This is a genomic window from Nonomuraea sp. NPDC003754 (assembly GCF_053605785.1).
Window position 1 is genome coordinate 22,666 of record NZ_JBSGJX010000046.1, and the last position, 14,573, is coordinate 37,238.

Below are 14,573 nucleotides of genomic sequence, written 5' to 3' on the forward strand. Positions count from 1 at the left end.
AGGCCCCTGTGCGGTCCGGGAGGAACCGCCTCCTTCAGCCCAGAGGTTCCCTCGACACCAGGAAGTGCTCCGAGGCAACCGGAGGTTACAGGTGACTTTTCCTGACCCACCCGCCGCAGGACGCAGCTCGCTCGGCGGGGTTCCACGCTCGTGGCCGGATCCTCCCGCCCTCGTCCGCTCCGTCCTCGGCAACCAGCGGCGATGATCCCGGAACACTACACCAACAAGATCGTTGACACCATGTACAACGATCTGTGACGTCACCAATACCAGGTCGAGGGCGGCCCCGGCGGCCCACCCGATCGCCGGGGCCACCGGATCGCGCGAGGCCACCGGATCGCGCAGGCCCACCGGGACGGCCTTGCCGGTGTTCCGGGGCGTGACCTCGTTCCCGAGGGTTCGCCGGCGCCGTACCCCGGACCGGCCCCAGGCTCAGCGCCTGATCACCCCGGGGTGCGCGGCGTCGAACTCGGCGAGCCCCTCAGGGGTGAGCCTCAGGTAGAGGCCGCCGGGAACGTCCACCACCAGAGGCTTGCCCTTGCCATAGACCACGACGGAGACGTCCAACGCGAGGTAGGTGTTCTCGTGCTGCTTCTCCAGGAAGTTGCGTTCGACGATGTTGGCGTTCCGCGAAGCGGCTTCGTCCGCCGTCTTCACGCTGCCGCCGATGCCGCCGAAGCCCAGAGTCCCGTCGCCGGTCGATCCGGCGGACCCGCCACCTCGGACCGACTGGCCCCGGCCCTGCTCCTGGCCGTGCCCGCTCGTGCTCATGGTCTGCTCGTAGACGCGTTGCTTGACCATCGCGCTGGCGACCTCGTGGGCCCCCGTGACGTCGATCCCCACCTTGCCGATCCCGGGGATCTCGTACTCATGCGCGAGCAGCTGCTCGAGATGGGCGCGCATGGTCCTTTCCTTGGTGGCCTCGGCGACGGACATGCCGGCCGGGCGAGAGAGTTCGTATCCGTTGGGCCGGTCGGCCAGCGAGGGCACCTCCGCCCGGAGCTTCGGCGGTACCGCGGCCATCGGTGCCCATTCCTCCACCAGACCGGCGGCCGGGAACGCGACCTGGCTGACGTCTCCCTTGGGGACGCCCTTCCCGAGCGTGCTGGACATGCTGTTGGGCCCTGCCGTCTCCGCCCATCGCGGGTCCGCGGCGACGACCGGCGTGTGCGCCGTGACGGGGGTTCCCTGCGGCACCTCCGTGGTGAGGTGTCCCGGCACCAGGACGCCGAGTTCGCCGCTCACGACCGCTCTGGACGTCGAGGTGACCCCGACATGCCGGTCGAAGAACCTCCCGGCTCCGTCGTGTCCGGTCACCTCGCCCACCTTGAGCAGCACCTTGCGGGCAGCGCCCTGCACGGGTTCCAGGACAGGGCGGACCGGGACGCGCTCGAGCGTGATCTCGTACGCGACCGGATGCCTGAACTCGTGCGGAGCTTCGCGCGTCTGGTAACGGTTGATCGCTTTCCCGATCGTTCCGTGCGCGTCCACGGTGTGGGAGTCGCGGTAGTTCGCGTACCCCGCTTCGGCTCCCCTGACGTCGTCCGAAGACTCCAGGTAGCGCCCGAGCAGCTCCGTGCCGCGGTCCGAGCCCCTTTCGTGCACCTGCAGGTCGCCGCTGAGGCGCTCGCTGCGGAGCATGAGGCCGGTGTCGGAACGCTCACCGACGTGTACGCCCTCGCCGGGCTGGGCCTTGACCCGGATGCCCACGCGTTCGATGACCCGGCCGTGTTCGTCGGTGATGAACAGCCAGGAGGACACTCCGTTCCCGCGGAGTTCCCCCAGTCTCGTGCCGAGCGCGTCCTGGCCGTAGAGGCCACGCAGGTGCTCGGCCACGGGGTGGTTCGTGAACTCCTGGTCAGGAAGGAGGAGCTGCTCGTCTCGGAGCATCTTGAAGATCGTCGGGAGTACGGCCTGCGCGTCGAGATACAGAACGGAGGCGGTGCTCATCGCCGCCTCGGACGCGGCGTAGGCGCGGGTCGTGTCCCCCGCCTGCTGGGCGGGCTCCACGGGCTCCACGGGCTTCGGACCTTCCAGTCCGTTACGGCGTGCCACCTCGTCCGGAAGGACGAGGTCCATGATGTCCTCCACCCGGACGTACGTGGTCGGGCCCCGTTCGACCGTCGCCCCGTCGGTCTTGGTCGGTGTCACCTCCACGACCAGGTCCGCGCGGTACCAGTGCGAGGTGCTCCCGTCCGAGTAGGTGACCCGGGCCACGTCGCTGCCGCCCAGGTAGGAGCTTTCCTGGGTCATCCGCTTCGCGGTGCCGTGCACACCCGCCCGCGCGACGACCTTGCGCTCGGTTCCGCCGCCTTCCTCGCTTCCCCGCGCGTGACCTGCCTGCTCGCCGTCGCCGCCGAGGGTGACGCGCAGACCGGTCCGGGCGTGCCCGCCCAGGGACTGTCTGCTGCGCTCGCCGTCCGTCGCCCTCGAGTTGCTGTTCGAGTAGCTTTCGTGCTCCACCCCGGTCTCCGACTTGACGTGCTTCATGTCGGCCACGTGGACCTTCACATGCACGTCGTGGCGCGTCCCCCCGCGATCGGACACGGTGTAGTACAGGCCGTCGGGGTGAGAGGTGACCATGGTTTCCAGCTTGATCACATCAGTCGCGGTCTCGAACGCATGCGGTACGTCCAGACGCTCCGCGGGCACCGGCAGTCCCGCCCATCTGGCGTACGCCTCGGCCACCGCCATGGGCAGGTCAGGCATGGCGCCCAGACGGACGATGGCGGACAGCTCGCCCTCACGAGGCCGCCACACGTCGCCGGGCGGCTCCGTCGACGACTCGATGCGTCCCACGTGCGCGACGTCCTGCGCGAGCACGGGCGACTCCGGCAGGTGGACGTTCGGTACGAGGACCTCCGCCTTGCTTCCGTGCACCTCCCACCCGGTGTTCGTCACCTCTGTGCCGTTTCGCGAGATCCTCATCCTGACGTCGAAGGAGAGATCCCGCGTGAAGGTGAAGCCGCCCCTGGTCTCCGTGCGGTCGTACCTCGTGCTACCGGCGGAGAAGCCGGCGCCCTCCGCCTTCGCGCTGCTGCCGGTGAGAGCCAGGTTCACCGGGTCGACCTTGAGCCCGTCGTTCACTTCGAGGCGCGCGACACCACGCACCTCCCCACGGCCTGAGACAGAGGTCTCCCGCTGGCTGGTGTTGGTCTGCGACGTGATCCTGCGCTCGTTCACCGTCATGTCGGTCGAGCCGACCTCGTGCCGCCGGCCGAGAGCGCCCTCGGCCGCGATCTCGAAGGTGTAGCCGCCGATCGTCTTCTCGTACCTGATGCCGTGCAGAGCATGCGTCAGGTCGGCTTCCAGGGCCGGGCCGCCGAAGCGGCTGTCGATGTCCCGCATGATCTGCCGTTTGATCTCCGGCGGGAGGTCGGGCAGCGCCTGGTCGACGGCCTGGCTGATCTCCGTGCTGAGGAGCGTCTCGGAGTGGACGCGGATGCCGCTGCCCAATCCTGTTCCCCGCCCGGCCGCGAGCGTCTCCGGCTCCAGCACGTGAGGGTCGTAGCCGCCGTTCGGATGCTCGCCCCTGGGCGGGTATTCGGCGAGCGGCTCGCTCCGCACGTACTCCGCACGGACGTCGTCCATCTCCCGGTGGAGATCGGCGAGTTTCTGCCGGATGTCGTTGAATTCCCCTGGCGGCCGGAGATCGTGCCCGAAGACGTCCTGCTCCATCCGGGGCGCGTCGCGGGCCGGTACGACCAGTTCGGCCTTCACCTCGACCTCGAAGGTGCCCATCCGCTCGGTCTCGACCTGCAGCAGCATGTGGGCGTCGTACATCGTGACGTCATCGATCCTGGTCAGGACGGTGTGGTTGCCGTGCGCCCGGCTGCTGGACGTCACATGGTCCGTGCCGAAGCCGAACCCGCCGATGAGGCGTGCGACGACCTCCACCTTTTCTCCCAGGCTCACGCCGAACTTGCCACCCGCATGGACATTGACGCTCGTGCCCTGCCGATGTGACGTCCCCTCGCTCTCGCGCCGCCCCATGTCGTCCCGGAACATCGTCTCGATCGGTGGCCGCGCGCTTCCGTCGACAGGCTCGATCCGCGTGATCCGGCCGGTGACCTTGACGGATTCCTCCGCTGATCCCAGCGCGGAACTCTTGTACCGGACCGCCTCGGAGGCGGTCCCGCTCGACAGCATCGACTGGCTGCGGTTCTTCATTCCCTGCTCGCTGAGCACGGTGGACGTGAGGTGCTCAACGATCTTGACCACCTCGCCCGCGGGCACGCCTGCCGACAACGCCCGACGTTGCACCTCCAGCACCAGAGGCGTGACGTCCATCCCGGTGATGGCGATTCCGTGATCGCGGAACTTGTGCTCGGCTCCGACCGGGACCTCGTGGCGGGGCAGCGACGGGGGGTGGTCGGCGGACAGCAGCGGCCCTTCCCTGGTGAACTGCTGGGGAAAGGGGAGGGTCAGGGACAGGTCGGGGACCGCCGCGGTTTCTGTGACCCTTTCACCGTTGCGGTAGACGTCGAGGGAGATGTCCGCGGCGAAGTAGTCGTGCGTCGGGGAAACGGCCTTGTGACCGCTGATGACCTCGATGCCGTTCGTGTGGGTCGTGCGCGACGTACTGCTGACGCCGATACGGGGCAGGGCGCTCGCCTCGGCCTCGTCCGGCGAGTGGTACAGCCCTCGCATCAGACCCGCGCTCCGGTCCAGCGACGAGGCGCGCGAGGACTTGCCTTCCACACCGTCCCCGCCGAACGCGACCGGCTTCTCGGGCGCCAGGCTCGGGTGCTCCACGTGCGTGAGCTCGCTCGGCTTCAGCTTGAGGTAGATCACGGTGTCCTTGACACTGAGCGCGACGCCTCTCTGGAGATGATCGGTCCAGGTGTCGCGGTCGCTGTCGGAAAGCGCCTCCTCGAGCCATTCGCGGATCGCGCGCCGTTCCCGCGGGGTGACACCCGTGATGCCGTCGGTCAGCGCCCGAGCCGCCGTCGTCACGTTCTCCGGGACCTTGACGTCGTGGACGGCCGTTTCGCCCAAGGCGCCGATCTCGACGGTGCGCGGCGGATGGATCACGGGCTTGACCGACGTGTCAAGCTGCTTCCAGGTCGGCGAACCATCAGGCCGCGACATCGGCCCACCCGCGGACTGCCCGGCGTTCACCCCCGCCGACCGCGACCCGTCGACCCGCCACGCCGGCGAACCGTCAGGCCGGAACGGCGCGGAGGCGTACGTCACCGGCTGCGGCGTCTCCATGCCGGAAGCCAGCCGGGACGCCTGCGGGACCAGCATGTCGTGGCTGTTCCAGGCAGGCGACTTGATGGCCTCCTGGTTATGCCTCATCGCCGCCAGCGTCGTTTCGGCGCTGGACTCGGGCCCGCGCTCGGGGCCGGCGTCCGGGCGGGACGGAGGACGTTCGGACGAAGACGGAGGATGTTGGGACGAAGAGGCCGGGTGGGGCGAGGGCGAACCGTCGGCACCACGGAGCAGGGCCGCGCCCCCGTGCTGCCCGTCCGCCCCGAGCGCGCTGGACGTGATGCCCTTGGCCAGCATGTCCCAGCTGAAGTCCCCCTGGACCGCCAAGGTTCCCGCGGTCGTGATCCCGCCGGCCACGGCATACTGCGCGGCCTGCCCGTACAACGACGACGTGGCCGCGGCCAGCAGCTTCTCGGCCATGGTCATCTCGGCCCTGGTCAGGCCGGACCGCAGGGCCGAGGTGGCCAGCGCGTTCAGCCCGACAGAGAGCGCCCCCATGAGCCCGCCCATGGCACCACCGGTCAGCGCCGAGGTCCCCAACTGCCACCAGTCGATCTCGTCCCTGCGACCCTTCACCATCTGCAGGATCTGGAGGCCCAGGTCCATGCCGGCGACGATCCCGGCGAACAGCAGGATGTTGCGCACGCACTGCTTGGCGATCTGCCTGACCGTCAGCCGGGCAAGCTGGACACGTACTGGGATGAGCGCCAGACTCGCCCCGCCACTGGCCAGGGCCGCGCCCAGCAGATACACCAGTTGGGCGACCAGCAGCCAGACGGTGACCTCGATCATGTACTTGGTGTACTGGATCTGCACGCCCACGCCGTTGAGCGCGACAGCGGTCTCCACGAGCCGCTTGACCACAGCGGCGACCTGACCGCCGGCGACCCGGTCGACATGGGCGGCGAAGGCGAGATGGGCCTCCCCGTCCCAGTCGGCGCCGATTTTGGTCGCGCTTCCCGGCTGGTCGGCCCCCGTGCCCTCGACGAGCCGGTGCGCGGCCTTCACGCAGGCGTCGGCCAACCGGAAGCAGCCGGACTCGTCGCCTTCCGGCCAGTCCATGCCGACCACCCAGCCGACGTACGGCTTGGCGAAGTCGGGCACGAGGAACCCGTCGAACCCCATGGACGATCAGCCGCGCTCGACCGGGGGATGCTCCGCCCCCTCGTAGTTGCGAGCGGTGGCGTTCAGGCGTGAGGCGACACGCTCGAGCTCGTCGATGTGCGCCTTCAGGGCGTCGAAGATGCCTCCTTCCATTTCGGGCATCTTCTTGGCCAGTTCGGCGCCGTACATGTCGTCGCCGAGCGTGTTCCTGTCCCGGTCGAAGGCGGCGCGCAGCTCGGCACGCACCTCCTCCGCGTTGTGCGCGAGCTGGTCGTAGACCTTGGCCTGTCGGTGCAGCGACTCCCACCACACGGAGAAGCCGGTCACGGGGCCGGCTCCACGGGCCTGGGGAAGAACGCGTCGAGCACGGCCCGCTCTCCGAAGACCTCCTCGTACGGCACGCTCTCCGGCATCAGGGGCTCCAAGAGCTCCTTGCTCTGCTCGGAGACCGCGGCGGTGGCCTTGTCGACCTCATGCATGATCGCGTCGGCCAGCTGCGAGGGGGACAGGGTGCGGTACACCCTGGGGTTCAGCTCGATGCCGAGCATCTGACCGTGGCGGCCGACGGTCACGCTCACCAGCCCGTCGGCTGAACGGGCCGTGTGCTCCATATCGGAAAGTTCTCCGTACGCTTCGCGAATGCGGGCCATCTGCTGATTGATCTCGCCCGCGAGCTCCCCGATCTCCACCTCGAACGCATCCGCCACAGAGGTACCTTCCGTACGTCCACTGCCAAATGGCATCTTAAGTTACTTTTCCCCCCAAGATCCCGATGACTCACACCGTTTGCGCCGCTGTTAACGAAGTTGTCACTGAGCACACATGAAGTCGCAACCAACCACCGTCGTCCGGCGGCATCGCGACGTACACTTCATGAAGTACGTGCTTGACGACAATCGCGGAGTTGGCGCCAGTGGAGCCTCCGGAGATCGAGTTCGTCAATCGGATGGGGCTGGACATGGAGCGTCTGGGCGGGACGCGCACGATGGGCCGCTTGTACGCGTGGCTCATGATCTGTGATCCGCCCGACCGGTCCCTCACCGACCTGGCAGCGGAGCTCGGCGTGAGCAAGACAGCGGTCAGCACGGTCGCCAGGCAACTGGAGGCGGGCGGGATGATCGAGCGCGTGCCCACGGCCTCCCGCGAGCACCGCTACCGGATGACCGTCGGCGGGTGGACACAGGTCATGCGGGTCCAGCTCGCCGGCGTCCGGATGAGCCTGGACACGCTGGACTTCGGGCTGTCGGTCCTCGGCGGCGAGGACCTGCCCGAACGGCGCGCCCGGATGGCGGACACCCGGGAGTTCTTCGCCTTCGTCCTGCGGGACGCCGACGGGATGCTCCAGCGCTGGGAGGAACACCGCAAGAAGTCGTCGTGACGTACATCTCGACAGAGAGATCCTCAACCAAGGAGAGGCGATGGCCGACTTCGTCGAGCGGTACGACATCCCGAAGCAACACTTCTGGCTGCACGGACCCCGATCGGGCCCGCCCGTCGAGTTCGACGCCCAGGCCGGAATGTGGAACGTCTACGGTTACCCGGAGATGCAGGAGGTCCTCGGCGACCCCGCGACCTTCTCCTCCGACACGATGCGCGTGGTCCCCAAGGGCATGATGCCGGACGAGGACTTCTCGCTGGAGGGCTTCATCACCCAGATCGACCCGCCGGATCACGGCAAGCTGCGCAAGCTGGTCAGCAGCGCGTTCACCCGCAAGGTCGTCGCGGATCTCGAACCGCGGATCGCCGCGATCACCCACGAACTGCTCGACGCGGCGCGGGAGCGCGAGCGGTTCGAGCTGGTGCGCGATCTCGCCTATCCGCTGCCGGTCATCGTCATCGCCGAACTGCTAGGGGTGCCCAGCAGTGATCGTGCGCTGTTCAAGCGGTGGGCGGACGCGCTGTTCCAGCGTGACGCCGCGGTCTCGCTCAACCAGTCCGCCGAAGAACGGAACGCCGCCTTCGAAGCCACGATGAAGCCGTGGCGGGAGATGAGCGCCTATCTCGCCGGCCACGCCGCCGAACGCCGCCGGCAGCCGCGCGCCGACCTGCTCACCAGGCTGGTCGCGGCCGAGGTGGACGGCGAGCGCCTGCCCGACGGGCAGGTGGTCAACTTCGCGATCGTGCTCCTGCTGGCCGGGCACATCACCACGACGATGCTGCTCGGCAACACGGTGTTGTGCCTGGACGCCTTCCCCGCCCAGCAGGACAGGGTACGCGCCGACCGCGCCTCGGTCCCGGCCGTCATCGAGGAGTCGCTGCGGCTCCTCACCCCCTTCGCCGCCCTCGGCCGTGCCACGACGCGCGAGGTCGAGCTCGGCGGCGTGGTGATACCAGCCGATCAGATGGTCATGTGCTGGCTCGCGGCGGCCAACCGGGATCCCCGGCAGTTCCCCGACCCCGAGGCGTTCGATCCCGATCGCGACCCGAACCCGCATCTCGCATTCGGCCGCGGCATCCACTTCTGCCTGGGCGCGCCCCTGGCCCGGTTGGAGGGGCGGGTCGCGCTGAACATCCTGCTCGACCGGTTCGATCCCCTGCGCACCGATCCGGAGGACCCGGTGCAGTTCATCCCCGCACCGACCATGACCGGGGTGCGCCGCCTTCCGCTCCTGTAGGAGCGCGGGCGGACACGTCCTGTAGGAACGCGGGCGGACACGGAGCCGCCCGCTCCAGGTCGTCTCGCCGAGGAAGCGTCCCTGCTGCGTGAGGTCGATGGTGGGCCCACGCCGGAGGGACGGGTGGTGAAGTGCCGGCCGTTGGAGGGTGGGGCAGTCTGCGCTGTCATCTGAGGGGATCCCGCGGAGGGTCGTCTACCCGGTGTCCATCGTGCGGCTATCCGCCTGCGCGAAGGTCTCCGGCGTACCTCGAACGCCCTGAAGGGATGACATATGCGCAAACAGCTCACGCTCGCGGGAACGGCCGCCGTCGTCGCTCTGACCGGGTGCGCCTCCACGGCCGCGCCTTCCGCCGCCCCCGCGGCCGAGTCCGCCCCCGCCTCGACCGCGCCCGCGCGGCCCGACCCGGTCTGCGCGGAGCTGAAGAAGTTCCAGGAAGGTGTCGACCGGGAGGGCGCACCCGACGTGGTCGGGCTCGTCCTCCAGGTCGGCGACCTCAGCGCCGGCCTCATCGGCAAGACAAAGAACACCGACCTGATCAGGGCCTTGACGCTCAACACCGAGGTGGCCGGCTCGATCGAGAAGTCCGTCGCCGCCGGCGACGACCCGAACAAGGCGTTCGAGACCGTCCAGACCCAGATCGACGAGGCGGACGCCCTCGTCGACAAGGTGTGCGGCAAGATCTGACCCCGCGCCGGGCGGGGGCCGGCTACACCTCCTCCGGCAGGGCGTCCAGGAGCTGTCCGGTGTCGTACGCGTCGGTGACGCCCAACCGGTCGAAGATCGCGACGGCGCCGGTCAGCGCGGCCTTGGCACGCCCGTGCCGGCCGAGCGTGGACAGCGCCCGGCCGATCTCCGTCAGCGCCTCGGCCATGCCCCGCTCGTTCGGGTAGGTCGCCAGCCCCGCCAGGCCCGCCTCGGCGTACGCCAGCGCCTCTTCCGGCTGGTGGAGGTGGGTCTTCACGCGCGCGATCGCGATCTGGGCGGTCGCTGTCCAGAACAGGTAGCCCAGCGCGGTCGCGAGGCTCAGCGCGGACTCCAGATGCTCCAGCGCCTCCTCGTACTCACCGGCCCTGGCCAGCACGAAGCCGAGAAGGTAAGGCGTGATCGGCTCGACCTTGCCGTCGCCGATCTCGATCTGGAGGTCGAAGCCCCGCCGTGCCGCGGCCAGGGCGTCCTCCTTCCGGCCCATCGCCGACCAGGTCGTGCCCATGCGGCCGAGCAGCGCGGCCTCGAGCCGGCGATCCCCCGCCGCGCGCGCCAGTGTCATGCCGCGCTCGAAGCACTCCGCGGCACGGGCGCTGTCCCGCCGGAAACCGGCCTGGTAGCCCAGCAGGGCCCACCCGTGGGCCTGCACGCCCAGATCTCCTGCGGCCTCGGCGAGCGTCACGGCGAGCCGCCCGTGCCCGTCGGCGTCCAGGCCGGTGGCCGACCGCGAGCCGTCCATGTGTTCCAGGCCCTGCATGAGGTGGATGTAACCCTCCGCCGCGCGGTCTCCCCTGCTCGTCGCCGCGGCGAGCAACTGGTCGAGGCGCTCGACGTACGGCTGGCCGAGAGTGCGGAGCTCCCCCAGCGCGTTCATCAGCCGGGCCAGCCCGTACAGGTCGCTGCCGGGCAGGTCGGTGACCTGGCTCACGCAGTTCAGCAGGATGTCGCAGCTGGTGTCCAGCCACGCGCCGACGTCCGCCAGATCCGCGAAGGCGATCGCCTCCCCCGCCTGCTGTTCGAGCCGGTCGGCGAGCGGGTTTCCGGGGGAGCCGAGCCGGAGGGCGCCTGCCATGCAGGCTTCGAAGTAGCGGTGGAGCCGGACGAGGGCCGCCCGCCGGGCGTCGTCCTCCTCTTCTTCCTTCAGCCGGGCCCGAGCGAAGAACTTCAGCAGGTCGTGCTGCCGGTAACGGCCCATCGCGGGTGACTGCAGGAGACTGAGGTCGACCAGTTCCTCGCCCAGCCGCTCGGCCTCGGGTTCGGCCAGGTCCAGCAGGCGCGCGGCCATCACGGTGGTGAGCTCGGCCGCGTCGGGAACGGCCAGCAGCCGGAACGCCCGCGCCAGCTCAGGGCGGAGCTGTTCGTAACCGAGGGAGAAGCTCACCTCCACAGCCAGGTTGCCGACCTGGAGTTCGGCCAGCCGCCTGCGCTCGTCGGCCAGGCGGGCGCACAATTGGGCGATCGACCACATGGGCCGGGTCACCAGGCGGGCGGCGGCGATCCGGATCGCCAGCGGCAGGAACCCGCAGGCGGTCACCAGCTCCAGCGCGGACTCCGGCTCCGCCGCCGCCCGTTCCTGTCCGAGGATCGTCCCGAGCAGCCGGATCGACTCGTCGGCGCTGAGCACCTCCAACCCCACCTGGAACGCTCCATCGAGGCCGATCGGCTTGGCACGGCTGGTCGCCAGCACGGCACAGCCGGCCGATCCCGGCAGCAACGGGGTCATCTGGGCCACGTCGCGGGCGTTGTCCAGCACGACCAGCATGCGGCGGTCGGCGAGCAGGGACCGGTAGAGCGCGGCGCGTTCGGCGAGCCCGTCAGGGAGGTCGCCCTGGCCCAGCGATCGCACGAACCCGGCCAGCGCGGTCGCCGGAGGTATCGGATCCGGGCCGGCCCCCTGCAGATCCACGAAGAGCTGGCCGTCAGGGAAGAGGTCCTTCACGGCGTGCGCCACGTGCAGCGCCAGCGTGGTCTTCCCCACCCCGCCCTGGCCGGACACCGCCCAGATCAGCAGCGTCCGCACGTCGCCCGAGCGCAGCGATCCGACCATCTTCGCCACCTCGGCGTCCCGGCCGGTGAAGTCGGCCACGTCCAGCGGCAGCTGGCGGGGTACCGGCAAGGTCACCGCCGCGGGCTCGGCGGCCACCCTGCCCACGTGGAGCGTCGGGTCGCCGGTGATGATCCGCTGGTAGAGGCAGGCCAGCTCCGGCGAGGGATCCACCCCGAACTCCTCGGCCAGCAGCCGCCGCGTGTCGGTGAAGAGCCCGATCGCCTCCGCCTGCCGTCCGGACCGGTACAGCGCCAGCATCAGGAGCCTGCACACCCGCTCCCGTGCCGGGTGCGCGGTCATCAGCGACGTCAGCTCCGCCACCGACTCGTGGTGCCGCCCCAGCGCCAGGTCGCACTCCGCGCGCGCCTCCAGCGCCGACAACCGCATCTCGACGAGACGGGAGCGCTGCCGCCGGGCCCACGCCCCCGGCAATCCCGCCAGCGGCTCGCCGCGCCACAACCGCACCGCCCGCTCCAGCAGGTCCCTGGCCTCGGCCGGCGGCGCGTCTCGCGCGCGTGACACCAGCGCCACGAACTCCCGCACGTCCAGCCTGGCCGTGGAACTGTAGCCGCTCCGCAACGAGCGGATCGCGCCGTCGCCCAGCACTCCCCGCAGGCGTGACACGTAGTTGCGCACCGTACTCGCGGCCGTCGGCGGCGGGGCTTCGGCCCACAGGACGTTCACCAGCTGCTGGACGCTCAGCATCCGCCCCTCGGCCAGCAGCAGGGCCGCCAGCGTCAACCGCTGCTGCGGCGATCCCAGGTCGAGCTCCGTGTCCGCCCGCCAGCCCCGCACCGGGCCGAGAAGCTCGAAGCGCGTCTCCGTGAGTGGCATGTGGTTCACCGGCGGACGGCATCGTGCTCGGGAACGATGTCGCCGCCTGCGGGACGGCGGCGGCAGGCGACGCGTGATCCAGGGAAGCTGATGTCGATCTGCATGGCGTCAACCTGGTGCGGCCGCCTAATGAAAGCGTTGACGAATCGTATACAGGACGTAGATCGGGTTCCCTGAAAGTGATGCCGCATGTTTGTACATGGGGGGTCAATGATGAGGTTCGGCGTCTTGGGGACGGTGGAGGTCCACCGTGACGAGGGGCAACTCGACCTGGGCTCGCCGAGCAGCAGGGCGGTACTCGCGCGACTGCTGCTCTCGCGGGGCCGGGTGGTGCCACTGGACAGGCTGATCGAGGATCTGTGGGAAGCGGAGCCGCCACGCCAGGCGCTGGCCTCGCTGCGGACGTTCGTCTGCCGGCTGCGGCGCGTGCTGGAGCCGGCGGACAAGCCCACGGTGCTGCTGACCGAGCCGCGCGGCTACCGGCTCGACGCCTCGGCGGACCAGTTCGACGCGGACGTCTTCGAGAGGCTGGTGAGGCAGGCCGATCCGCAGCGTGATCCGGCGGCCGCGCTCGAGCTGCTGGATCCGGCCCTGGAGCTGTGGCGCGGGCCGGCCTACGCGGAGTTCGCCCACTCGACGTGGGCCCAGGTGGAGATCGCCAGGCTGGAGGAGCTGAAACTGGCGGCGGTCGAGCGGCGGCTGGCGACGCTGCTGGCGCTGGGACTGCACGCGCAGGCCATCCCGGACCTGGAGGCGTTCACGCGAACCCATCCGATGCGGGAGGAGGGGTGGCGGCTGCTCGCTCTGGCGCTGTACCGCTCCGCCCGCCAGGGCGACGCGCTGTCCGTGCTGCGCCGCGCACGCGGACACCTGGCGGAGGAGCTGGGCCTGGATCCCGGCCCTGCGCTGCGGCAGATGGAGGCCGACATCCTCGCCCAGGTACCCGGTCTGGGCGCGCCACCGCTCCCGCCGGTCCGTGAACAGGTCGCGCCGATCCGTGAACCGGCCGCGCCGGTGCGGATCCGCTGCCTCGGCCGCGACCATCTGCTGGACTCCGCCAGCGACGTGCTGGGCGCGGCCGAATCAGGTGACGGCGGTGCGCTGCTGGTGGCGGGCGAGCCGGGCACCGGCAGGACCCAGCTGCTGCGGAGTGTTGAGGCGTTGGCACGGCTGCGCGGCCTGCAGGTCGCCTGGGCGACGGCGTGCCCTCTGGAGAGCGGCTACGCCTTCGGCATCGCCCGGCAGCTGTTCGAGCCGATGCTGGCGGCACTGCCCGAGGAGGAACGCGCGCGGGTGCTGGAAGGAGTGACGCTCCCGGCTGCCGACGTGATCTGGCGCAACAGGCGCGGGGGCGATCTCGCGGAGGTGCTGCACGGGCTCTATTGGGTGACCGTACGGCTGGCGCGGCGAACCCCGCTGCTCATCGTGCTCGACGACGTGCAGTGGTGCGATCCGGAGTCGCTGCGATGGTTCGCCTACACGCTGCGGCGGCTGCACGGCGTACCGGTGGCGTTGGTCGTCTCCCGCGCGGCCGGCGTGCCCTCGGACTGGCCGGACACGCTCGAGACGACGTGCTCGATGATGCCGTCGGTACGCCTGGGCGCGTTGCCGCAGGAGGCGGCGACCGCGCTGGTCACGGAGCAGACGGGCGCCGAACCCGACCCGGCGTTCGTCTCCCGCTGCATCGCGGAGACCAGAGGGAACGCCTTCCTGCTCGCCGAGCACGTCAGGACGCTGGACCGCGGCGAGCGTCCGGAGACGATCGCCCGATGGGTGTCCGGCCTGCTGCGGGCGGCCGGCCCGGGGGCCGCCGAGCTCGCACGGGCCGTCGCCGTCCTGGGCGAGCAGGCCACGCCGGACGCCGTGGCCGGGATGGCCGAGCTGAGCTGCGCCCGCTTCCCCGCCATGCTGTCCGTCCTGGTGCAGATGGGCCTGCTGCAAGACGGCTCGCCGCTGCGCTTCGTGCACCCGGTGGTCCAGCGGACCGTCCTCGACGAGGCGCTTATCGCTTCGCAATGTGCCATCTATATCGGCCGAACACCCTTCTAACC

At 70.1% G+C, this 14,573-nt stretch carries 8 protein-coding genes; 4 read left to right on the forward strand and 4 right to left on the reverse strand.

Annotated features, from left to right (window positions below; all coding sequences use genetic code 11):
- Positions 1-432: 432 nt before the first annotated feature.
- The 3 genes from ACWEVS_RS38215 to ACWEVS_RS38225 are packed head-to-tail and all read right to left on the reverse strand — an operon-like array spanning position 433 to position 7,025.
- Positions 433-6,339 carry a WXG100-like domain-containing protein gene (locus ACWEVS_RS38215; protein WP_452555616.1) on the reverse strand — a complete coding sequence of 1,969 codons (5,907 nt, stop codon included), beginning with the start codon at positions 6,337-6,339 and terminating at the stop codon, positions 433-435.
- Between the two features lie 6 nt (positions 6,340-6,345).
- Complete coding sequence (locus tag ACWEVS_RS38220) at positions 6,346-6,645, reverse strand: hypothetical protein (RefSeq protein ID WP_449921714.1); 300 nt, start codon at positions 6,643-6,645, stop codon at positions 6,346-6,348.
- Positions 6,642-7,025: a YbaB/EbfC family nucleoid-associated protein gene (locus tag ACWEVS_RS38225; RefSeq protein ID WP_449921717.1), complete on the reverse strand. Its 384-nt coding sequence runs from the start codon at positions 7,023-7,025 to the stop codon at positions 6,642-6,644. Before ACWEVS_RS38225 ends, ACWEVS_RS38220 begins: the two co-directional genes overlap by 4 nt.
- A gap of 206 nt (positions 7,026-7,231) precedes the next feature.
- Here ACWEVS_RS38225 and ACWEVS_RS38230 point away from each other — a divergent pair, with 206 nt between their 5' ends.
- The 3 genes from ACWEVS_RS38230 (at position 7,232) to ACWEVS_RS38240 (ending at position 9,620) form a co-directional block, all read left to right on the forward strand.
- Positions 7,232-7,696 (forward strand): GbsR/MarR family transcriptional regulator, encoded by a 465-nt coding sequence (locus ACWEVS_RS38230; RefSeq protein WP_449922144.1) that lies wholly within the window; start codon positions 7,232-7,234, stop codon positions 7,694-7,696.
- Positions 7,697-7,736: 40 nt separating this feature from the next.
- On the forward strand, positions 7,737-8,933 hold the full coding sequence (locus tag ACWEVS_RS38235; protein ID WP_449921719.1) for a cytochrome P450: 1,197 nt from the start codon (positions 7,737-7,739) through the stop codon (positions 8,931-8,933).
- A gap of 273 nt (positions 8,934-9,206) precedes the next feature.
- Positions 9,207-9,620, forward strand: a complete 414-nt coding sequence (locus ACWEVS_RS38240; RefSeq protein WP_452555618.1) for a hypothetical protein — start codon at positions 9,207-9,209, stop codon at positions 9,618-9,620.
- A 22-nt stretch (positions 9,621-9,642) separates the two neighbouring features.
- Here the strand turns inward: ACWEVS_RS38240 and ACWEVS_RS38245 are convergent, their stop codons facing one another.
- Positions 9,643-12,522, reverse strand: coding sequence for a BTAD domain-containing putative transcriptional regulator (locus ACWEVS_RS38245; protein ID WP_452555620.1), 2,880 nt, complete (start codon positions 12,520-12,522; stop codon positions 9,643-9,645).
- Between the two features lie 210 nt (positions 12,523-12,732).
- Between ACWEVS_RS38245 and ACWEVS_RS38250 the strand changes: the two genes are divergently transcribed.
- Positions 12,733-14,571 (forward strand): BTAD domain-containing putative transcriptional regulator, encoded by a 1,839-nt coding sequence (locus ACWEVS_RS38250; RefSeq protein ID WP_452555622.1) that lies wholly within the window; start codon positions 12,733-12,735, stop codon positions 14,569-14,571.
- The last annotated feature ends 2 nt before the right edge of the window (positions 14,572-14,573 follow it).